Source organism: uncultured Clostridium sp., from assembly GCF_947072515.1.
Classification (GTDB): domain Bacteria; phylum Bacillota; class Clostridia; order Clostridiales; family Clostridiaceae; genus Clostridium.
The window spans coordinates 13,400-35,826 of the sequence record NZ_CAMTIG010000025.1 but is presented as its reverse complement, the minus strand read 5'-3'; the positions used below and the strand labels follow the sequence as shown (position 1 = coordinate 35,826).

The window sequence follows — 22,427 nt, the reverse complement described above, 5'->3', positions numbered from 1 at the left end:
TACCTATAAAATTTCTAATATTATTTTTATTATAACACTTCTATTTTTATTATCCGATGGCAACTTACTATAAAATCTCTCTTTTAACTTTATATAAGATAAAAACCACCAAAAAAACTTTTGGTGGTTAATTTTAATTTTGACATTCTATTTTTTGTTTTCTTTTATTTTCAAATGCCTTTATATCTTTTCTATTTAAATCTTCATTGCTCATGCTTATAGCTGATATCTGTGAATTTTCATAAGTTTTATAATAATAAGTACAGCTTTCACTACACATTGCCGCTGTATATAAAGTAAAGTCTAATTCCTTACCATCTTTTAATACTGCACCTTTAGGAACTTCACAATTTGCAAGAATATGAAAAAGTGAAGTAACCCCATCAATTTCATCTTTAGCAAGAACAGATACACTCTTTAAGTACGCTGCTCTAACAAATCTTGATGGTGGAGTATAATCTCCTGGAATACTAAATGTTCCGCCACCTTGACTAAATGCACTTAAATCTAATCCTGCCCAATTTACAGGATTGTTTTGAGTAGGTTTAACTCCTATATATTGACGTAGATTAGTAAAATGCCAACCAATTTCAGGACTATTAGTCATTACTCCTATTTGATTATCTGTAATTTTAAGTCCATCAATTGTATTTTCTATAGTTATTGATTTTCCGCTTCTATCAGTAACTATCCAATGTAATGGTGGTGTAAGTCCTAAAAATGATAATGAAACATCTATAAACTCTACATTTTTCACCATTTCACTAACTTCTTCTAAATCTGAACAATTTGCTAAAGCATAATAAACAAAATCATATGGTGCTAAATTTATCTTATCTTCGCTTAAATTCTTTTCATAATGTGCAAAGCCTGGAAAATATAAAGTTGCAACACAAAGCCCCTTTTCATTAACTCCATCTGCAAGTATTGGATGATTATTCATAACTACAGACATTCCAAGGCTTGCATATTTGCTCTTTTGCTCCTTTTTATCTGCAACACTATACCATTTAAAATCTCTAGGAATTAAATGTACACTTTCATCAAATGCTAATGGAAAATCCATTGTACGTGCTAAAAAGTTCTTATTATCTTCTGATTTTAAAGTTAAACTAGTACACATATTAACCACTTCCTTCTAATTTAAATAATCTCTATAATCTAATTTTACATATCTTGCTTTATTAAGTAAAATTAAATAAACTTAAACTATAGTTAAGTTGTACTTAACTATAAAACTTTACTCTAATTTAGAGTATGCTATATTTTTATATATTTTATTTATATCTAAAGGAGTTATTATGAATTTTGAACAACTTAAAATTTTAGTTGCTTTAGGAGAAGAAAAGAATTTTTCTCGTACGGCCAATCGATTAAATTTAACTACTTCAGCTGTCAGTCAAGCTGTTTCATCCCTAGAGAAAGAACTAGATATCAAACTTTTTAATCGTTCTAAATCTGGTAGTTTTACTACTGAAAAAGGACAATATATTTTAAGAGAGGCCATGCAAATTTTATCTATTCAAGAAAAAATTTATAAGTACTCAAGTGATAAAGAAAATAGGAAATTAAAAATTAAAATTGGTATTATTCCAGGTGTAAGCTATCCTCTAATGAAAGCCTTAAAAAAGTTAAAAGAAGAGTATGAATTTTTAGAGGTTTCTGTTGAGGAACATGATACTGAAATACTTTTAAAAGGACTTCAAAGTAAGAAATATAACTTTGCTATAATTTCCTTTGCTGACACTATAAAGAATCAAAATATAAACTATAAATCTTATAAATTAATAGAAGGAGATTTTTGTTTTATGATAAGCAAAGCCTCTCCATTAGCATTAAAAAATTCTTTATCTTTTAATGATGTCATTAAAGAAAATATTGCTGTATATAACGATAAGTTTCTCAAAAACTATATTAGTTATGTTGAAGATTGTTGTACTAAAAAAGCAGAAATATTTTTGCAAAGTAATAACATAAATTTTATTTTAAATGCAATAGAAGAGAATATGGCTATTGCTCCAACTTTAAATTATCTTACAAGACAGTTTCTATCTAATACCTCATCAAACATTAAAATTATAGATGTAGAAAAAAAAGAAAATTTTATTAATCCTAGTTTATGGTTTTTAGAATCTACTGATTTTTCAGGTCAAACTTTTTCTAAAGACTTTTTATCACATTTAAAAAAGGCAGTATTAGAAGTAAATTAATCTTCTAATACTACCTTTCACTATACGACACCTTCATATAGGTAAAATTTCATTTCATTTTTTACCTTAATAGGTACTTCATGTACTTTTTCTCCACATCTTAAAAGTCCTTGATGCTCATAAAATCCATAGTTACAAGTATCATCTGTATATAAATAAAAGTCATCTATTTTTTCTTTTTTAAAATATTCCATAGCAAAATTAAATAAAGATTTTCCTACTCCTGTTCCTCTACACTTTTCATTTACTGCAAAAAAAGCTATCTCACCTTTATATTCTTTATTTCGTTGTTTCAATAATTCTTTATCTAAATCACTTATACCTGAAAAAACCTTTAAAGTTTCTCTTCCTTCTTTATTCAAATATAATCTCAGTCCTTTCTTGAACTGATTGAACATAAGTCCTACTTTTCCTTTATATCCTTTTATATTTTTTGCCATAATAATTCCAACAGGTTCTTTATCTATTAACGCAACCTTTGTATATGTCTGATTTGCTAAGCAACTTGCAAGATATAAACTCGCCATATTTCTTGCCACTTCTTTTGAACAAAACAAGTCATATTGCCATGTTTTTCTTATTATATTTTCAAGAAATACTCGATCTTCTATTCTATATTCTCTAAACTCAATTTTTCCTTTCATATGACATCCACTCCTTCTTTTCTAAAATCTTATGTTATAATTATTATAAGGCTTACAGTAACTGTAAGGTCAATAGGAGGGTCAAATGAAAAATAATATTGCATACTTCACTGCTGGAGAATTTGCTAAATTACACCATCTTAATAAAAGAACTCTACATTATTATGATGAAATAGGATTATTTTCACCTAGGCATAAAGGGGATAATGGCTACAGATATTATACTTATGAGCAAAGCATAGAGCTAGAAAATATACTTGCTTTAAGAGAGTTAAATATGTCAATTAATGAAATAAAAGACTATACTAAAAAACCAAATAGTGCTGATTTTATTAAAATAGCTAACTTAAAGATTGAAGAAATAGATACTACTATAAAAAAATTAAAAAAACTAAAAAATGTTCTTTATAAAAGAAAAGAAATGCTTAGTTTATCTAACGAAATTTATGATTGTAAAATTGAGCTTGTTGAACTTAACGAAGAGTATCTCCTTACAACTCCACTAAATTTAAACTTTGATCATATAGAACAAAATGCCCTTCCTATAATGGAACACTTAAAAGAAGCTTGGGATTTGTGTTCTTATAAAAAAAGTTGTGGAAGCTTTATTTCATTAGAAAAAGTAAGAAAAAATCAACTTGATGAATATGATGGTATTTTTACTGTTATTGATATAAAAGGAACAAATCTTTTTCTTAAACCAAAAGGGACTTATATTCGTGGTTTCTTAATTGGTGACTGGAATAGACTACCTCTTCTTTATAATAAACTTTTTAAATTTGCAGAGGATAACAATCTAACTTTAACAGGATACGCTTTTGAAAGAGGTATTAATGAGTTTGCAATTTCTGATGTAGACGAATATGTTACTCAAGTTGAAATTCATTGTAAATAAAAAAGATTGCTGTCGCAATCTTTTTTTATTTATTACCAAATTCTTTGATTTTCTTCTCTAAACTTTCTCTATTTTTTTCAAGATCTTTTAATCTATTTACATTAGCTCCTGATGGATGTGGAAACCCTTTTAATATCTGGTTTTCATCTATTATATTCTCTTCTGAAAGCTTATATAAAACTTCTTCCACAGCTTTTCCAAGTGGCACTAAAAGAATACTTTTAAAGTTCTCAATCCTCTTTAACTCATCCATAAAATTACCTTGTACGTATTTCATTAAAAACTGGCTCTTCAATAATTTCGGAGTATGTCCTGTATAATTTTTTTTCTTCACAAAAACAGGATATGGAATTAATGATACTGTGTGTAATAAGTTATCTTTCTCTCCAAATAGCTCTAAACAACTCTCCACTCCACAAATTTTATTAAGGCCTACACTATCTAACATATTAATCATGTTCTTTCTTAAGCTACCACTAAACCTTGCAGCTGCCTTACAATCATACTGAATTTCTTCAATACTCTTTCCTTCTTCTAAATCTATTCTTGCTGTAGAAATAGCCTTAGACATTTGCTGAAACCCTGGAGTTATTCCAACAATAAAAATCTTTGCCTTTGCATTTAAATACTCATTATGCGGTGCATAATATATTTCAATATTACCATCTCTTTCTACCAATAAATCCTCTATTAATAATTCATCTTTTTCATACTTATCCTTTAAAGGAAGCTTTCTTATAACTTCCTTATAATCATATAATGTCTTCTTCATTTGTTTCACACTTTCTTTTAGTTTCTTTGTTTTTCTCTTTTTCTAAAAATATAATATGCACTAACACTAGATATTACCGTTATTATTATTACAAAACCATTTTCTTTCATAAACTTCTCATCTACCCTCTTATTTTTTTATCTCTATTTTAAACTTTATATTTGCTTCATCCTTTTCTACTTCTAACTTTCCATTGTGTAATTCCACTATTCTCTTAGCTATATTTAAACCTAATCCCGATCCCTCAATTTCATCACTTCTTGCTATATCAGCTCTATAAAACTTTTCAAAAATCTTATTTAAATCTTCTTTCGCTAATTTTTCGCATTTATTTATAAAACTAATTTCTGTTTTATCTTCAAAATCTAAAACCTGTATTTTAAACACTGAATTTCTATCACTATATTTCTCTGCATTTTTTATTAAATTTTCTAAAACTCGTGTAAATAATTTTATATCTACACTACATAATATCTCCCTATATGGATTATCTAAATTAACTTCAATATCTCTTTCTACAAATCCTAAAATACTTTCTCCAACAATCTGATTTAATAAATTAGATATATTAAATTTCATTTTATTTAATTTAATATCAGGACTTGTTAATTTTGTATATTCAAATAATTCATTTACTAATCCCTTAAGCCTTAAACTCTTATCATAAGCTACTTTTGAATATAACTTTTTCTTTTCAGACTGAATATCCTCTCTATTTATAAGCTCTAAATAACCTATTATAGACGTTAAAGGAGTTTTTAAATCATGTGAAATATTAGTTATAAGCTCATTTTTAGTCTCTTCTATTCTCTTTTCATTTTCTATTTTCTCACTTAACTCTAAAGACATTTGATTAATACTTTCACATAGTTCTGCAATTTCGTCATTTCCTTTTACTTCAATAGTTTTTCCAAAGCCTTCATCTTTAATTTTTTTTACTTCCTTAGTTAAAAATGTAATATATTTAACTTTCTTATTTATAAATAAAGTAAATATAACAACAAAAATAACTATACCTAATCCAATAGTTATTAAGCCTATATTTAAAGCCATAAAATAATTATTTTGCATATATTCTATAAGTTTTGGTGTAATATGTGGTCCTAAAATCATTGTCACAATAACTGCTGCTTCAACGGTTACAAATACTGATACTATAAGGGCTATAAGCAAATATATATTTAACCTATTTAAATTAAGCCTTCTCATTCTTTTTATATTAAAAATTACTATTGTTCCTATAAATATTATAAAAGCTAAAATCTGAACCCATATAATATTTTCTCTTGGCAGTCCATAGTCAATTATCCCTTGCTTTTGCTGTATAGATACCGAAACTGCGTACCCTTCTGCTAATACTAATTGAGCTAAAATAAATCCTACAATTGCACCCACTATTAAGTTATATTTATTTTTTATTTTACTTATCATACCTTATACCCAACTCCCCAAACAGTCTTTATATATTCAGGGTTTTTGGGATCTTTCTCAATTTTTTGTCTCAATTTAGTTATATGCACCATTATAGATGTATCTCCTACTGCATATTTATCTTTCCATATAATCTCATAAATTTGCTCTACACTAAAAACAACATTTCTATTCTCACATAAAAGTTCAAGTATCTTGTATTCTGTCGGTGTTAAATTTACTTCTTCACCTAAAACTGTCACACTATGCATTTTTACATCTAAAACTAAATCCCCTATATTAATTACTCTTTTATCTTTATTATTAAATACTGTATATCTTCTAAGTTGTGATTTAACTCTCGCAATTAACTCCATAGAGCTAAATGGCTTTCCTATATAATCATCTGCTCCTAATGTTAATCCCTTTATCATATCAATCTCTTCAGTTTTTGCAGTTAAAAAAATTACTGGCATTGTATGCTTTTTTCTAACCTCAATAAGAGTTTCTATTCCATCAACCTTAGGCATCATAATATCTAAAATAATCAAATCATAATTATTTTTCTCTACTAACTTTAAAGCCTCTTCTCCATTACAAGCTTTGCTAATTATAAACTCTTCCGATTGTAAATAAATTTCTATAAGCTCTCTTATATCCTTATCATCATCTACAACTAATATATTTTTCCTCATCTTTCTCTCCTCTACATTCAAGTACATAAGCTGGTGGTAAATTTCTTATCACTCTTTTATATTTAAGTTTAGAAAAATACTTCTTAAAAAAACCTAACTTTAAAAGAGAATATTGAAAGGTTATAAATCCCGCTTCATCTTCTAATATCTTTGCTGTTTTAGTCAAAATTTTTCTTGAAACATCACTCGGTAGTGATGTAAAAGGTAATCCTGATAAAATATAATCTACCTTTTCTATACTATACTCTTTCAATATTTTATCAATATTTTCAGCACTCTCATTAAGAATTATCACATTGTTTTTATGTCCATATTTATCCTTTAAAATATTATAAAACTCTTTGTTAATCTCTATCAATATAACTGTAGTATTTTCTTTAACTCTTGAAAGAATCTTCTCTGTAAATATTCCCGTTCCTGGTCCATATTCAATAATGCATTTTGCATCTTTAAAATTAATATCACTAATCATTTTTTCAGCTAAATACTTACTGCTAGGTGCAATCGCTCCTACAGTCCTTGGATTTTTTATATATTCTAATACAAACATTTTGTATTACCTCCACTCTCTTTTTTACTATTATAAAAATTAAAGCTTAAGTAATACCCTATAAAATTTTTAAGATTTCTTAATATTTAAAGTATTATTTTTACATCAACTCCATCTGATTTTATTCTAAAATAATTAAAAGGATGTGATTTTAAATCACATCCTTTTAATTTTATAAAGATAAATCTCTCTTTGAAAATATATATATTCCTATAGCATAAAAGACTGCTGCGACAACTAAAAACACTACTATAGGTGTCGCAATACTTTTTCCTGCTATTATATCCGATGGATTAAATAAAGTGAAAAGTGTACAATACTTTAATCCTTCAAGTTTATCACCCATCTGTGCTAACGCTTGTAGTAAGTAAAATAATATTGGTACTCCTGCTCCTATCATAAAATAAAGCTTTGGATTATTACTTATACAAGATGCAAAAAAGCATATTCCACTTATAGCTAATTGCAAGCACCATAATACTAAGTTTAAAAGGATAAACTTTTCAATATCTAAAGCTCCTGGATGCAACATATTACTTAAAATTATAATTAATCCTGAAGTATATAAAAGCAATACTCCACTAGCTATCCACATAAATACACTTTGAGTCAATGCAATTTTAGCTCTTTTATTTGGTGTTGCTAATAAATAAGCCATAGAACCCTTATCCACATAAGATACTATTAATTTATTCCCAAGAATTATAATGCAAAGTATAGGAAACATAAGCACTATGAATCCATATAAATAGTTTGCAATATACTCAGTTATATTTGTTACTACAGCAGCCATTCCAAAGGCTTTCATCATCTCTGGCATACTTTTAGCCATTTCCTCAAAAGCATTAGTAGTTGAAGGATCATACATATAAACAATACTTGTAGAATATAGCGTTAATACAACTAAAAATATAAGTATTATCTTATAATTTGACTTTACTTCTTTTTTTAAAAGAGTTAAACTAATCATTTTCCTTACCTCCATAAAAATGCATAAACAGTTCTTCTAAACCTTGAGTTTTTACATCTAAACTCTTCACTTCATATTTACCTAGAGTTTTTATAAATTCATTTACATCTCCTTCAACAGCTATAGTTATTATATCCTCTTTCATTTCTTCTACTTTAAATCTTTCATCTGCAAATTTTAATGCTGTATTCTTATCCTTAAACTTAATTACATAAGATTTATGCTTAGATTGCGACAATGTTTTTACATTCTCTATTGCAACAACATGTCCATCTTTTATAATAGCCGTTCTGTCGCAAGTTTTTTCAATTTCATCAAAGATATGAGATGACATAAATATAGTTTTTCCCTTAGCTTTTTCCTCTAATATTAGTTCAACAAACTTGTTCTGCATTAACGGATCTAATCCACTAGTTGGCTCATCTAAAATTAAAATTTCTGGATTCCCCATAAAGGCACAAACTATCCCTATCTTTTGTTTCATTCCCTTAGACATTCTTTTAATTTTTCCTTTAGGATTAAGCTCAAATAACTCAATTAACTCTTCTGCTCTTTTAAAGTTTTTTAATCCTTTCATATCTGCAATAAAATGAATAAACTCCATCCCTGTCATATCATCCATAAATGCAATTTCTCCAGGAAGATACCCAAGTCTATCTTGAATTTTACTACTCTCTTTACCACAATCTATTCCGTCTATAGTACAACTTCCTTTACCAGAATGTATAAATCCCATAAGATGTCTTATAGTTGTAGTTTTTCCTGCTCCATTTGGTCCTAAAAACCCAAAAACCTCGCCTTGCTTTATACTAAGATTAACGTCAAAAATCCCTCTATTATTTCCATAATCCTTTGTAAGATTTTTTATTTCAATTACACTCATCATTCTTCTCCTTATATTTATTCCAAATATAGTTAATTAAATTGTATTACTATTTTCCCTTTTATAAAAGACCTAAAAAAAGATTTTCAAATAAATTTTTATCTGAAAATCTTGGTGTTATTATTTAAATAGGATATCAACTGTCATTAACATTAATAAACTAATTACTACACACCCTATAATAAAAATATATGGTGAATTAATAACAAATAAGCTCGGTAATTTTATATTAAAAATCCTACTATTAATGCACTTACCACTATAAATGCTATATTAAAACTCCATTCAATTTGTCTTTTCTTTCTTCTTCTAGCTTTTCCTAAACTATACCCTTTCGAGCATACTATTCCTAATATCTCTCCAATTATTAAAGCTGCTGCTAAAAATACTATATCTATAGTAAACTCTAATACCCCACCTTTAATTCTTGTTAAGCTTATTGCTCCCATCCCCAAAATTAAATTTGATAATATCCGTCCACCTCTAAAAGCAAAAGAATCTTTTTTCTTAAAGCTCCCTAAGATATCTTGGATAAATTCTTTAGGATTATCTCCAACTATCTCTTTTGCGGATGTTCCATCATCTTGTGCTGACAGAAACATATCTAATATGTCATGTCTAATCTCTTCCTGATTAAATCTATTTATCTCCTCAATATCAATTTCAATCATTATCTCTTTAAAAGTTTCTAAATATTCCCCACTTAATCTTTGCTCATAGCCCATACCCTTTAGCTCCCCTTAACTAATTATTTGCCCATAATCTTTGAATATTCCCATTTATAATATCCCAAGCTTCTCTAAATTCCTCTACTTCAATCTTGCCCTCTTCAGTTAAACTATAATATTTCCTATCAGGTCCAAAAGGTGATTTCTTTTTCTTCGACTTTATTATCTCATTCTTTTCAAGCCTTAAAAGAAGTGGATACAATGAACCTTCAGCAAACTCTTCAAACCCATAACTTTGAAGCTTTTGATATATTTCATATCCATAAGTTTCTTCCATAGAAATTATTTTTAAAATAATCCCCTCCATAACACCTTTCATTAGCTGTGTCTTATTTAACATCTCATTCACCAACTTCTCTACATTGTATAGCAATGTAGTATATTTAAAAAATTTTATCTCTTTTTACTACATCTATATTGTAATACATTGTAGATGTTAAAACAATACTTTAATTCCTTTTTATTACAATTATTTCATAATCCTATTTTAGTTTTTATAAAAAGCCTATAGAATCTCTCTATAGACTTATCAATTTTAAATACTTAAAATTTTATATCTTTTTCCACTTTGCATTTCTGCCTTTTCCAATACTTTGTATTTTTCCTTCTTCTTTCATCTTTTCAAAAACTCTATTTACAGTTGACTCAGCTATATCAGGACAAATAGTTTTTATTTCACTTTTTGTAAAATATCCAAGTTTTCCTTCTATGGCATTTTCAACTCTTTCGCTTTTACTTCCTTTAGCATTCTCAATATATCCAACTCTACTTTCTAACTCTTTATAAGCATTTACAATAACACCAAGAAAATATTCTATCCAGATATATAAATTATTTTTCCCATCATGCCATAACATAGATGATTTATTTAATGCTTCATAATAAGTTTCCTTACTATCTTCAGTTATTTTTTCTAAGCTAATAAATCTACCCACTTCAAATCCATTTTGATATAAAAGCAATAAAGTTAATAATCTTGACATTCTTCCATTTCCATCATTAAAAGGATGTATACAAAGAAAATCTAAAATAAATGTAGCTATTAAAATTAATGGCTCTACTTCCTCTTTTGCAATCTCTTTTCTATACTCCTCACAAAGTCTTTCCATATAATCAGGAGTACTAAATGCATCTATAGGTTTAAATCTAACATAACTAGTTCCATCTGGTAATATCTCTTCAATTACATTATCAGTATTTTTATAGATTCCTCCTCTAAATGAAGAGTATTTATATAAATCTCTATGAAGTTGTAATAATACAGATGATCTTACAGGAATTGCATCAAAAGCACTATGAATGGTATTTAACACATCTCTATATCCTGCTATTTCACTTTCACTTCTATCTTTTGGTTCTACTTTATTGTTCATTATCTCACGTAATCTTTTATTAGAAGTATAGATTCCTTCTATTCTATTAGATGATTCTGTACTTTGTATTATAGAAACATTTTTAAGTGTTTTTAGTATTTGTGGCGACTGCTTTTTATATAAATCTTGCTTTCCTTTATACTCATTTATAGTCGTTAATAATCTTACTATATTCATAGGCAATGCTAATTTATTTAATCTATTATTTTCAAATGAAATCATTTTACTTTCTCCTTTCTCACTCTATATATTTATTATTATCATTTTATCATAAATATACTCATTTACCCCTAAATGAATATATTTAATGTGAAAATAGCATATAAAAACGCAAAAGAATATATTCATTTGCTTCCAAATGAATATATTCTTTATATTTATGAGTAGTAAAATAGCCTTAACCAAAGTTTTGGTTAAGGCTACAATTTCTAATAAAATCTATGTGCTGAATAGTTTTCTACAACTACTCCTTCTTTTACTTCTCTATATTCTAATGGTCTAAAACTTTCACCATTTCTTGTATCTATACAGTTAATCATTCTTTTATTTTTTATCATCTCTAATATCTTCTTCATTCGTCTTACCTCATGTATATGTCAATCTTTCTTAATGGTATTATATACTGTTAAGAAAACATTTTCAATAGAATTTCATTTGTTAATTTATCTACTTTCTTTTATATAATAATTCTCTTTTTTCTTTTTAATATTTCTCATATAATTAAGATAAGTTTTTACGAAAGGACTGAAGTTATTTGAGAGTTTATATCGCTATAGATTTCCATAATTCCACAAAAAAATATTTTGAATCCATAGGTAATAGTATTAAACCTTTCTGTTTAGAAGGAAAATTCACCGAAGTAAATAATTTTCATTTAACACTTCGTTTTATAGGAGACGTAGATGAATTAGAAATTCCTAAATTAAAAGAAGTAATAGATTCAGCTACATGCAGTATAGAGCCATTTTCTTTAAAAATATCTAGCTTAGGCATCTTTTCTAGAAAGAAGACTAATATTTTATGGCTTGGTATTGATGAAAATCAAATACTTTCTACTATTTGCTCTAAACTTTCTATTTTACTTCAGCAAAATAAAGTTCATTTTTATGATAAAGGTTTTATGCCTCACATAACACTTGGTAGACAGGTTACTCTTATAGATTCTTTTGATATTAATTCATTTTCTAGTTTTGAAAAATCTAATATTATCATAAATAATATCTCTTTAATGCAAAGTAAAGAAATCCATGGAAAACTAAATGGCGTTCCTATTTATACAGTTTATTTTTAAATATATTATTATCCAAATCTTAAATAATTTAATTTTAAAGGGAGTACTCATTTAAAGTACTCCCTCTTAACTTCATCTATTTAAATGATTTTTGTAATATCGAAACAACATTATCATTTGTTATTTCTATTGGATCTACTACAAATAATCCACCCATTGTTTCTCTTGCATTTATTGCATACTTTTCTAGTTCATCATACTTCACACCAAAGTCTGACATTTTTATATTATCTACATCACAAGCTTTTTGTAATTCTACTAAAACACGGACAAAGTCCATCGCTTTTGTCGCATCTTTTTTTCCAAGTGCTTTAGCCATTTCTATCATTCTTTCATCACAAATTCCACTATTAGCAATATGAGTATAATAAGCTTCACTTATCATTATAAGTCCTGCACCATGTGTAATATTTGGATGGAATGCACTTAATGCATGTTCTATTGAATGTTCTGATGTACAACCTGATGTTGATTCAACTAATCCTGATAAAGTATTTGCAAGTGCTACATTTGCTCTAGCTTCTTCATTTTCACCATCATTAACTGCAACTTTTAAAGATTTTCCTATAAGTTCAATAGCTTTAAGAGCATACATGTCACTCATTATATAAGCTGTATTATTTAAATAGCCTTCAGTACTATGAAATAATGCATCAAACCCTTGATATGCAGTAAGATTTTTTGGTACTGTCATCATTAATTCTGGATCAACTACAGCTATAACAGGAAATGTTTTTTCATATCCAAAGCCAATTTTTTCTTTAGCTTCTTCATTTGTTATTACAGTCCAAGGATCAACTTCTGTTCCTGTTCCTGCTGTCGTAGTTATTGCAATTATAGGTAAAGGATTATTTAAAACAGGTTTTCCCTTTCCAGTTCCTCCACTTATATAATCCCAATAATCACCTTCATTAGTAGCCATAACAGCTATACTTTTAGCTGCATCTATACTGCTACCCCCTCCTAAACCAATAACAAAATCACAATTATTTTCACGAATAACTTTAGCTCCATTTCTAACATTTTCAAGGGTTGGATTTGGTTGAATTTCATCAAAAACAATATAGCTAACATTAGCTAATTTCAATTCATTCTCTAACTTTTCTAAGTATCCAAACTTTCTTGTTGATTTACCTGCTGATATTACTATTAAAGCTTTATTTCCCGGTAAATTTTCCTTATGCAAATTCCCTAACTGACCCTTTCCAAATAAAAGTTTTGTTGGCATATAGTAATTAAAATTCATTTATATTTCCTCCTAAAAATCTTTCTGACCTCATGTTAAACCTTAGAGTAATCTCTAAGTCAATAAGTATTTTTAAAATAATTTTATTACTTTATAGTCTATGTAGTATAATTTGTTTATATTAAATAATTTAGGAGTAATTTTTATGTATACAATAAAGCAAGTTTCTGAAATAACTAATTTAAGTCCTTATACAATAAGATATTATGATAAAGAAGGTCTCCTTCCATTTGTAAGTCGTAAAGAAAGCGGTATAAGAAATTTCTCTGATACTGATTTAGAATGGATTAATTTAATAACATGCCTAAAGAACACCGGTATGCATATAAAACAAATTAAACAATATATTGACTGGTATATTCTTGGAATTGATACTTTTGATGATAGAAAAAATCTCTTATTATCTCATAAAGAAAATGTTATTAAACAGATGGCTGACTTGCAGTCTAACTTAAATAAAATAAATAAGAAAATTGAATATTATAACATTGAAAAATCTGTTCATCCTGAACTAAAAAGATAGTACAATTCTTCTCTTTTTTAAATATTCAATAAATTTATTCGTTCTAATTTGAAACTAAAAAATGCCTTAACTAAATCTTTAGTTAAGGCTAAAATTTTTATCTTTTAAAATCTAAAAGCTTATTCTTTAATTGCTCTTCAATGCTCTTTAATTCAGTTTCCGCTTCTTTACGTTTTTGACGTCCTTCTGTTTGTATATTAAGAATTTCATCAAGTGTTGATATTAAAGATTCATTTGTTGTTTTAAGTGTATCTATATCAACAATTCCTCTTTCTGATTCTTTAGCTGTTTCTATAGTTGCTATCTTTAATATTTCTGCATTTTTCTTTAAAAGCTCATTTGTCATATTCGTCACTTCTCTTTGAACTTTTACAGCATCACTTGCATGAGTAACTCCAAGAGTTAAAACAATTTGACTTCTCCAAAGTGGAATTGTATTTACTATTGTAGATTGTATTTTTTCCGACATTAAGGAATCATTGTTTTGAATTAATCTGATTTGTGGTGCCATTTGCAATGATACCATTTTTGTTAATTCTAAATCATGTATCTTTTTCTCAAAGCGATTGCAAAGAGAAATAAAGTCATTCAATTCTTGAGCATCTTGTGGGTTTCCACTATTTCTTGCCTTCTCTTGCAACTTAGGTAACTCTTCTTGCTCTAATATTTGAAGTTTCTTTTTTCCTGCTAAAATATACATCGTAAGTTCTTTAAAGTATACTTTATTCGTTTCATACATTTTATCTAGCATAGCAATATCTTTTAGTAATTGTATCTGATGCTTTTCTAAGACATTACTCATTTTTTGAATATTACCCTCAACTTTTTCATAACTAACTTTCATTTTTGAAATCTTATCTTTACTTTTTTTAAAGAATCCTAAAACACCTTTTTTATCATCTGTTTCCTCAACTGTTTTTAATTCATATACCATATTCGTTAAGATCTCACCAATTTCACCTAAATCTTTTGTTTGCACATTTTCTAAGGCTGATTGAGAAAAATTCGAAATTTTCTTTTGTGCTCCTACCCCATATTGTAGGATAGAATTTGAGTTATTTATATCTATTTTCTCAACAAAATCATCTACTATTTTTTTCTCTTCATCTGTTAATTGTACTTCATCTACTATATTTTCATTTACTTTATTATCATTTGTCTTAGTCTCAACTTCATTCTCCTCAAAAGAATCAAAAGTTAAACTTGGTACCTTATTAAATTCTTCACTCATTTTAATTCCTCCTAAACTCCACCTTTATTTTTTAAAATCCTTTTCTCCTAAACCTTCTTGCTTAAATAAAGTTTCAAGTACAGAAATATCTGAAGAAATATCCATTGCAGTTTCTTCAAATAATTCATCTAACAATCTTTCAAATGCTATATTTATAGTATCTATACTATTTTCGATTTCATTTTTAGCATTTTTTATATTATCACTTTGAATTTCTTGCTTGTCTAGCTCACTATATGAATTTATTAATTTTATAGTTATTGGAAGATAATGTATCACAAATTTATTGATATCCTTTATCTTTTTAGGATTTTTTTCAACATAATTAATAATTTGATTTGCTATATTTACTAGCCTTTCAAGCTTATTTGTTAAATCAGTTTTATACAATTTAGCCCTTATTGAATTTATTTGTTCAATATAATCTCTTCCTATTTCAATTGTTGATTTTTCCTCTTCATCCTCAACATTTACTTTTTCTTCTTCTTCTTCAACCTTATCATTCATCTGTTGCTTTTTTAAATTTATATAATCTCTATATACATCATCGCTTAGCATAAAATGAGTTTTTTCTTCATCTATATGTGCTTCTAAAAACATTCCTGAATTACTCATTTTCTTTAAATCTTTAATAAGAAATTTTTCTTTAAGTCCTGATAAATTAGCCAAATCACTAATTAAAATATAACTCTTATTATTCATAAGTTTTATATATTTCTTGAATCGTGTTAATCGACTTCTTAAAGTAACACCTCTTGCTAAAAATAATGCACTACCACCTAAGAATGCCAATAACATTCCTATTCCAATATAGGTTCCTAAAGTAAATACATTACTAATTACCATGCTAAACATTGAAAAAATTACTAGTAAGAAACTAAAAATAGTTACTCCTAAAATTCCAATTATTATATATACATATCCTTTTACCTGCCCATTTGGCTTTTTGTTAATATAATTTTTTATATCTCTTTTATTTTTTGCGACACTGTATCTATCACTATATTCATCAACTTTTGTTTTAATCTTATTTACTGTATAATCACGTTTATCTCTAAGATCACCCTTTAAATTAACAGAATCTACTGCCTTAAGTGCTTTATTAACTATAGACGTAATTTGATTTTCCAAATCTGAAAAATTTCTTCGACTCATTTTTCCACCTCCAGATTTTCTATGTTAGTAAAATTACATATCTATTTTAATTATATCATTTCCTAATTCAATAAATTTGATTTATACTCCAATCTATCAAATTTATAATTAAATTTTCACTAAACTTTTTAAATCTAAACCTCATATTCTATCTATTACTTTTGCAATATTATATCACAAATACTTTTAATAAAAATAACCTTTCATAATATCTTGATAAAACAAAAAGAATAGTAGAAAAAATCGAGAATGATTTATAAAAATCATTCTCGATTTTTTCTACTTAACAGGTATATTTAATATTATCTCTCAATAATACTTTTATCTAAATTAAAATCAAATACATTTATATTTTCTTTTAAGCCCTGTGCTTGTCCTTATAACAGAAATTTTTTATAATTTTTATATTGAGTTGATATCTCCATTGCTCCTGTGAAAATCAATTCTATTCCTAAAAAGATAATATGATGTCCAATACTTCCAAAGGGATCAAATATTAAAATAATTGAAAGTATGAATTCAGTTATACCTCTTATTAATTTTAATATCCATTTTTGTTTATTAAAAATATTATATGAAGCTATATTTAAATATTGAGCTGCTTTTGTTAATCCGTGAAGTCCCCAAAAAGCTCCAACAATAAATAGTGCATCATTTCTTCTAATTAAAATACCTATTCCTACTGCAATTAAAATAAAAGAATTTTCTAAATCCATTCTTTCAAGACTAAGATAATCTTTTTCTTTAATACCTTCAATCGCCTTAACAATACCTTTTATAACTAAAGTACCGCCACAAATTATTGGTACTATCGGAAGCAATTTTTCTCCATACATAATACAAATGAATCCATTAAGTAAAGTTATGCATGCTGCTACATAATCTAATCTCTTATTTTCCATTTCCTTTTACTCCTTTATATATAAACTTCTTTTATTTAAAATCTAATACTTCTCTAAATCCAACTTTTGAATTCATCGTTATATTTTAATTCTAACTCCTAAATCTATTCTGCTCATTAACTATCTTTTACATTATAATTAACAAAATTGAGGTGATAGACATTACGTCTATCACCTCAATTTATATTATCTAAACATTTCATATACTTCTTTAATATTAACTACATTACTTCTTCCAAACCTAAGCATTTCTAATCCCATTTGTTTTCTTTCAGAATTAAATGATGCTGTTGTTTCAATTGGAACTACACAATTATAATTTAATGAAAATGCATAACTACAAGTTTCTAATACACAAACATCTGTAGCTGCCCCTACTATAACTAAATTTTTTATATTATTTTCTTTTAATATTTCATCTAGATTTGTATTGAAAAAAGCATTCCATCTATTCTTTATCACTAATTTTTCACCTTCTCTTGGCATTAAAGGTGGAATAATTTCGGCATCCTTTGATCCTTCTATAAAGTGCTTATACTTCTTAACTTCAAACCTCTCATCAAGCATTTTCCAATCACTTTTCCCCATTTATTTCTCCTATATTATATTCATATTTTAAATTTGCTTTTTATTTACTTTGATTATTTGCATCTATAATTTCACTAAGCTTTACCTCTGGATTACGCCATCTTTCAATGCTTTTTTCTTTTTTAAGATGAATTGCTTTCTTTGGACATGCATGAATACAAGCTTGACAACATACACAATCTTCAAAAAACTCTACATAATCTGTAACTTTAATATTACCTTTTGGACAAACTTTAGCACATATCCCGCACTTTACACAATTATCATCTACAGTATATTGCTTTGCATAATCACTTTTCTCAAAATTAAGTACATTACTCATAATCCAAGTTCCTGCTTTTCTTCCTAATCCATTTTTAGCTTTAAGCTTCTTTTTTCCTTTTATATCTTCAACAATCTTAGTTAAATTCTCCTCTACATTTTTCTTAGGTAATTTTTCTTTTTCTTTCGCAATATCAAAAGAAGGCTGATAATTATCTAGCATCATTATTGAATTTATATAATCAAAGTGGTATCCACATTCCTCAGCAATAGTCTCAGCTACTTTTCCTGTACCTCCCTCTACCATTCCATAAGTATTTATAGCAAATATATAATTTGCTTCAAGCTTTGCTTTTTTCAAAAATTCTCTTACAATCTTAGGTACATTCCATCCATAAGTAGGAAAAACAACTCCTATAACTTCATCTTTATAACTTAAGTTTTTCTCATTTATTATTTGTGGTATTGAAATTAACTCACCTTCAAATCTTTTTGCAACTGCTAAACTATTTCCTGTTCCCGTAAAATAAAATATCTTCATATAAACCTACTCCTTAAAATCTCTACTTGTTATCTATTTAAATTTGTTATAAAATCGATGTAACATATGTGACGTCTTAACAAGTGTATCAATAAATTTTATGCAATTCAATATACTCAACCTCGGATGTCACAAATAGAAAGGAAGTGTTACGTTGGATAATAACACAGAACTACAAAGAAGAAATATACTTCGTCAAAACAATGAGGAATCTAATGCAATTACTCGTGAATGCATTGAATCAGCCTTAATTCAACTTATGAAAACAAAGTCTTTCCAAGAGATTTCAATTACTGATATTGCAAAAAGAGCTGGTGTCTCTAGAAATGCTTATTATCGTAATTATTCTTCTAAGGAAGATATCTTATCAGGATATCTACAAAATATTCTATCTCAAATGGCTTCTGCCTTATGCAAATACAGCCCTTTGACAGAGACAAAGGAATGTTGGATTGCACTTTTAGAATCTCTAGAACCTTTTTATGTGCAATTCAAACTTCTTTTAGACGTTGGCTATGGTGATCATATACGTTCTGAATTTTTTAAAAGAATAAGCCTAGACCTTACTCCTGATACTCAACAATATTATTCTAACTGCTACTTAACAGGTGCTCTTTGTAATGTGATTTTTGAATGGATACGAAATGATATGAATCTTCCTCTCAATGAAATTGCTGAAATAGGGTGTAACTTAATGATTAATGGAATTAAAGTTATGTCAGAGTATTGTTCTAATGAATAGCTATAAAAACAGTAGCTTCCTAATCCATAAGAAAGCTACTGTTTTTATTATATTAAATTAAAGTCACTGTTTGTTGGCTCTAAAAGTTTTTCTCCATTTCTTAGGTGTCTAAACTTTGATAATTCAGTATATATCTTCATTCTTGCTCTATTAAATTCTCCTATCGGTGTATGTTCAATCAAAGAATGTCCTACATTGAAAGATAATAATTCTGCTAAGTCATTCCTCTTCTTATCCATAACATTTTGTTTATCTATTATAATTTCTGCAACCTTTATATATGGTGATTTTCTTTTACTCCATATAATTGATGGATCATCCTTCATTCCTTCTTTTTGAATTTGTACTTTAAAATCAAATATTATTTTTTCTTCATCCAATTGTTTCTGCATATTATTAGATAAATATGATGCTGTCATGTCCTTAGGCATTTTACTCATCTGATGATTTCTTGGAACAATACAATAACGTACAACATTTCCTCCAAATTTATAAGCTGTTGTACTAAAATAACTTATATCAAAAGGACTAGTTTGATTTTTAGGAATTACTGCAAGCTTAATTAAGTTAGGCAAATCTCCCTTTAAAATAGTTTTAACTACATAACATGGTAGTTTTCCTTTATCTCTTGCATAAACTAAATCATGAAAAGCCTTTAAACTAGAAAAAGGGAACACTTCATTACTTAAAAGAATAAAATCTTGTGTATTCTTTTCATCTTTAAGAACCTTTGCTCCTTGTACATTTATAAGCTTAATTGCGAAACCTCTAGCATCCTTCTTATCATCTCCCTCTACCTTAGGTGATGAACTGGATATTCTTATAAAACTATTATAGGATTTTGCCTCTTTAAATAATCCAACTCTCAAAAATTCAGGCAAATCTTTCACCACTTTAAACTCTGCTTTAAGCAATCCTAAAGTTTTAGGATGTGCATCCCTCTTTGTAGTACCCTTTAAATAATCATTTTCCATATTCTTTCTAAGCATTGAAATTAAAGAATCTATATACTTTTCCTCTGTCATCTATACTCCTCCAAAACTAATAGTTACCCTTAGTATATTCAAATATAGATTTTTTAGTTTCAGTTTTTCTATTATAATAGTTTAATTTCCAAAAAATGTTTATCGAGAAACATTTTTATGTGTAATAAAAAATAGTAGTATTCCAACTTTAAATTAGAATACTACTATTTTCAGCTTTAAAATTCTTTATTTATTATTTTTACCATACCCTCTAAAGCTTCTTCTATTATTAAGTCACCCTTTTCTTTTGAACTAGTTCTTCCTAATGATAAAAGACCTGATTTTGGTACTAAGTCAGTTGGTATTGGATACACTTGATAAGTTGGAACTTCTTCTATTTTTTCATCTATTAATCTATCCATGTGTACCATTTCTGGAGCAAATTTTAATATTAATGATGTTTCTGTAATTGCAGCATGTTCTAATGCCCATCCTGGGAATTCCACTTCATCAAAAACTTTATCTATAGTTTTTTGAGTTATTAAATCCCACCAACTCATCATTAAAATTTTTGTTCCTTCTGGCATTGTTCTACTTACTAAATCTATTGCTTCTAATAAGAATGCTTGGTTCTCAAAATGAGAGTTTACTAAAGCTATTTTCTTTACTCCATCTCTTATTAGTTCTTCTATAATATCTTTTACTAATGCTACTAATGTTGCTCCATTTAAATCTATTGTCCCGGGAAATAATGGTCCCCCTCCAGATGCTGGTTGAGACTTATATCCATAATTTACAGATGGCATAACTATACCATTTACTTTATCCGCTAAAAGAGTCGCAAACCCTTCTGATATTATTGTATCTGTGTAAAGTGGTAAATGTGGTCCATGTTGTTCAACAGATCCTATTGGTAGTATTACTACATCATTATCTTTTCTTTCGTTAAATTCAAACCATGTCATATTCTTCATTAAAGTCATTTATCTTCCTCCTTAGCATTTTTTTAATGCTTTTTCCTAAAGTAATTTTACTTTCATAATTATAACATATAAGCCTATCTCTACCGAAATTTATGATTGTTCTCCAATTAAAAATAGTAGCCGGATTTTTAATTAAGCTACTATCTCTTTCTTTATTTATTTAATTTCCATTTCTTTATTGTTAATATCTAAAATAACTATTTCACTTGTTCCACCTAAATTTTCTTTTACTTCTTTTGATAAGAATTGTAATGCTTCTTCAAAATCCTTCACTCTCTTTTCATCTATTGATTCTATAACTAAGAATGCATCCTTTGTTTTTTCAGTAAGCATAGTTCTTGTAGATTCACGCCAATTCCAACATCTACAGATAGCACCTGAATTATCTTTATATATTACTTCACCTTCATATGGAGGTTGATTTTCATCTGAACCAAATGTTCTAAACTCTTCTTCACCAGTAGCTCTAGTTAATTTAATATCTCCATCAAAAGTAGATATATCTTCACCACCACAAGGTAATGCAAATTTTAATGAAGCTGCATTATAAATATCAACTAAAGGATTGATAGCTCCAACACCATTTCCATTCGCAGCTCTCTTTAACATTGCTTCAATAGACGATCTTGCTCCTTTTTTTGTTTTAAACTTTTTATAAGCATCTCTCCATACTTTAACCACTGCATTACTACTAAATTCACTGTTAGGTAAATATTTAGTAGCTTCTTTTTGTGCTTCTGAAATCATATCTAAATACTTATCCTCTTGCTCTATATTGTTATTGATTCCATGACATACAATAATCCCTATTTTAGCTTCTGGAAATAGACTCCAAAATTCTTCTTCAATTATAAATTTTTTCATTACAA

General features: G+C 27.4%; 26 protein-coding genes. 5 read left to right on the top strand and 21 right to left on the bottom strand.

The genetic code is table 11. The features are described 5' to 3' along the window. Positions 1–133: 133 nt before the first annotated feature. Positions 134–1,123 (bottom strand): choloylglycine hydrolase family protein, encoded by a 990-nt coding sequence (locus Q0W06_RS10690; protein WP_297635014.1) that lies wholly within the window; start codon positions 1,121–1,123, stop codon positions 134–136. A 178-nt stretch (positions 1,124–1,301) separates the two neighbouring features. On the opposite strand from Q0W06_RS10690, the gene Q0W06_RS10685 reads away from it, so the two are divergent. Continuing rightward, positions 1,302–2,210, top strand: coding sequence for a LysR family transcriptional regulator (locus tag Q0W06_RS10685; protein ID WP_297635011.1), 909 nt, complete (start codon positions 1,302–1,304; stop codon positions 2,208–2,210). Between the two features lie 20 nt (positions 2,211–2,230). On the opposite strand, the gene Q0W06_RS10680 is transcribed toward Q0W06_RS10685, so the two are convergent. Further along, the gene (locus tag Q0W06_RS10680; RefSeq protein WP_297635008.1) at positions 2,231–2,854 is read right to left on the bottom strand and encodes a GNAT family N-acetyltransferase; all 624 of its coding nucleotides are present in this window, start codon (positions 2,852–2,854) and stop codon (positions 2,231–2,233) included. Positions 2,855–2,939: 85 nt separating this feature from the next. On the opposite strand from Q0W06_RS10680, the gene Q0W06_RS10675 reads away from it, so the two are divergent. Next, on the top strand, positions 2,940–3,749 hold the full coding sequence (locus Q0W06_RS10675) for a MerR family transcriptional regulator (protein ID WP_297635005.1): 810 nt from the start codon (positions 2,940–2,942) through the stop codon (positions 3,747–3,749). Between the two features lie 25 nt (positions 3,750–3,774). On the opposite strand, the gene Q0W06_RS10670 is transcribed toward Q0W06_RS10675, so the two are convergent. The 10 genes from Q0W06_RS10670 to Q0W06_RS10625 all read right to left on the bottom strand — a co-directional run bounded on the left by Q0W06_RS10670 (position 3,775) and on the right by Q0W06_RS10625 (position 11,705). Beyond that, on the bottom strand, positions 3,775–4,521 hold the full coding sequence (locus Q0W06_RS10670) for a hypothetical protein (protein WP_297635002.1): 747 nt from the start codon (positions 4,519–4,521) through the stop codon (positions 3,775–3,777). 129 nt (positions 4,522–4,650) lie between these two features. After that, entirely contained in the window at positions 4,651–5,952 is a 1,302-nt protein-coding gene (locus Q0W06_RS10665) for an ATP-binding protein (protein WP_297634999.1), read from the bottom strand. Next, the gene (locus Q0W06_RS10660) at positions 5,949–6,626 is read right to left on the bottom strand and encodes a response regulator transcription factor (protein ID WP_297634996.1); all 678 of its coding nucleotides are present in this window, start codon (positions 6,624–6,626) and stop codon (positions 5,949–5,951) included. The genes Q0W06_RS10665 and Q0W06_RS10660 overlap by 4 nt, the downstream gene beginning before the upstream one ends. Next, positions 6,598–7,176, bottom strand: a complete 579-nt coding sequence (locus Q0W06_RS10655; RefSeq protein ID WP_297634994.1) for an rRNA adenine N-6-methyltransferase family protein — start codon at positions 7,174–7,176, stop codon at positions 6,598–6,600. The genes Q0W06_RS10660 and Q0W06_RS10655 overlap by 29 nt, the downstream gene beginning before the upstream one ends. Before the next feature lie 172 nt (positions 7,177–7,348). Next, on the bottom strand, positions 7,349–8,146 hold the full coding sequence (locus tag Q0W06_RS10650; RefSeq protein ID WP_297634992.1) for an ABC transporter permease subunit: 798 nt from the start codon (positions 8,144–8,146) through the stop codon (positions 7,349–7,351). Then, a complete protein-coding gene (locus Q0W06_RS10645; protein WP_297634990.1) occupies positions 8,139–9,029 on the bottom strand; it encodes an ABC transporter ATP-binding protein in 891 nt (296 codons plus the stop codon). Before Q0W06_RS10645 ends, Q0W06_RS10650 begins: the two co-directional genes overlap by 8 nt. Positions 9,030–9,253: 224 nt before the next feature. Further along, on the bottom strand, positions 9,254–9,754 hold the full coding sequence (locus tag Q0W06_RS10640; protein ID WP_297634988.1) for a hypothetical protein: 501 nt from the start codon (positions 9,752–9,754) through the stop codon (positions 9,254–9,256). A 19-nt stretch (positions 9,755–9,773) separates the two neighbouring features. Next, complete coding sequence (locus tag Q0W06_RS10635; RefSeq protein ID WP_297634985.1) at positions 9,774–10,097, bottom strand: PadR family transcriptional regulator; 324 nt, start codon at positions 10,095–10,097, stop codon at positions 9,774–9,776. A 211-nt stretch (positions 10,098–10,308) separates the two neighbouring features. Then, positions 10,309–11,352, bottom strand: a complete 1,044-nt coding sequence (locus Q0W06_RS10630; protein WP_297634982.1) for a Fic family protein — start codon at positions 11,350–11,352, stop codon at positions 10,309–10,311. 206 nt (positions 11,353–11,558) lie between these two features. Next, a complete protein-coding gene (locus tag Q0W06_RS10625; protein WP_297634979.1) occupies positions 11,559–11,705 on the bottom strand; it encodes a hypothetical protein in 147 nt (48 codons plus the stop codon). A gap of 179 nt (positions 11,706–11,884) precedes the next feature. On the opposite strand from Q0W06_RS10625, the gene thpR reads away from it, so the two are divergent. Beyond that, entirely contained in the window at positions 11,885–12,421 is a 537-nt protein-coding gene (thpR, locus tag Q0W06_RS10620; protein ID WP_297634976.1) for an RNA 2',3'-cyclic phosphodiesterase, read from the top strand. Between the two features lie 76 nt (positions 12,422–12,497). Here the strand turns inward: thpR and Q0W06_RS10615 are convergent, their stop codons facing one another. Further along, positions 12,498–13,667, bottom strand: a complete 1,170-nt coding sequence (locus Q0W06_RS10615; protein ID WP_297634973.1) for an iron-containing alcohol dehydrogenase — start codon at positions 13,665–13,667, stop codon at positions 12,498–12,500. 145 nt (positions 13,668–13,812) lie between these two features. Between Q0W06_RS10615 and Q0W06_RS10610 the strand changes: the two genes are divergently transcribed. Continuing rightward, positions 13,813–14,190: a MerR family transcriptional regulator gene (locus Q0W06_RS10610; protein ID WP_297634970.1), complete on the top strand. Its 378-nt coding sequence runs from the start codon at positions 13,813–13,815 to the stop codon at positions 14,188–14,190. A 97-nt stretch (positions 14,191–14,287) separates the two neighbouring features. Here the strand turns inward: Q0W06_RS10610 and Q0W06_RS10605 are convergent, their stop codons facing one another. The 5 genes from Q0W06_RS10605 to Q0W06_RS10585 all read right to left on the bottom strand — a co-directional run bounded on the left by Q0W06_RS10605 (position 14,288) and on the right by Q0W06_RS10585 (position 18,868). Then, the gene (locus Q0W06_RS10605) at positions 14,288–15,421 is read right to left on the bottom strand and encodes a toxic anion resistance protein (RefSeq protein WP_297634968.1); all 1,134 of its coding nucleotides are present in this window, start codon (positions 15,419–15,421) and stop codon (positions 14,288–14,290) included. A gap of 24 nt (positions 15,422–15,445) precedes the next feature. Next, a complete protein-coding gene (locus tag Q0W06_RS10600; protein ID WP_297634965.1) occupies positions 15,446–16,576 on the bottom strand; it encodes a 5-bromo-4-chloroindolyl phosphate hydrolysis family protein in 1,131 nt (376 codons plus the stop codon). A 377-nt stretch (positions 16,577–16,953) separates the two neighbouring features. Beyond that, entirely contained in the window at positions 16,954–17,478 is a 525-nt protein-coding gene (locus tag Q0W06_RS10595; RefSeq protein ID WP_297634962.1) for a DUF308 domain-containing protein, read from the bottom strand. Between the two features lie 186 nt (positions 17,479–17,664). After that, positions 17,665–18,066, bottom strand: a complete 402-nt coding sequence (locus tag Q0W06_RS10590; protein WP_297634959.1) for an isochorismatase family cysteine hydrolase — start codon at positions 18,064–18,066, stop codon at positions 17,665–17,667. Between the two features lie 40 nt (positions 18,067–18,106). Beyond that, a complete protein-coding gene (locus tag Q0W06_RS10585) occupies positions 18,107–18,868 on the bottom strand; it encodes an EFR1 family ferrodoxin (protein ID WP_297634956.1) in 762 nt (253 codons plus the stop codon). A 154-nt stretch (positions 18,869–19,022) separates the two neighbouring features. Between Q0W06_RS10585 and Q0W06_RS10580 the strand changes: the two genes are divergently transcribed. Further along, positions 19,023–19,610 carry a TetR/AcrR family transcriptional regulator gene (locus Q0W06_RS10580; RefSeq protein WP_297634952.1) on the top strand — a complete coding sequence of 196 codons (588 nt, stop codon included), beginning with the start codon at positions 19,023–19,025 and terminating at the stop codon, positions 19,608–19,610. A 47-nt stretch (positions 19,611–19,657) separates the two neighbouring features. Here Q0W06_RS10580 and Q0W06_RS10575 read toward each other — a convergent pair whose 3' ends face one another. The 3 genes from Q0W06_RS10575 to Q0W06_RS10565 form a co-directional block, all read right to left on the bottom strand. Beyond that, entirely contained in the window at positions 19,658–20,635 is a 978-nt protein-coding gene (locus tag Q0W06_RS10575) for a hypothetical protein (RefSeq protein ID WP_297634949.1), read from the bottom strand. Between the two features lie 176 nt (positions 20,636–20,811). Further along, positions 20,812–21,558: a creatininase gene (locus tag Q0W06_RS10570; protein ID WP_297634946.1), complete on the bottom strand. Its 747-nt coding sequence runs from the start codon at positions 21,556–21,558 to the stop codon at positions 20,812–20,814. A 156-nt stretch (positions 21,559–21,714) separates the two neighbouring features. After that, on the bottom strand, positions 21,715–22,422 hold the full coding sequence (locus Q0W06_RS10565; RefSeq protein ID WP_297634944.1) for a B3/4 domain-containing protein: 708 nt from the start codon (positions 22,420–22,422) through the stop codon (positions 21,715–21,717). Positions 22,423–22,427 lie beyond the last annotated feature (5 nt).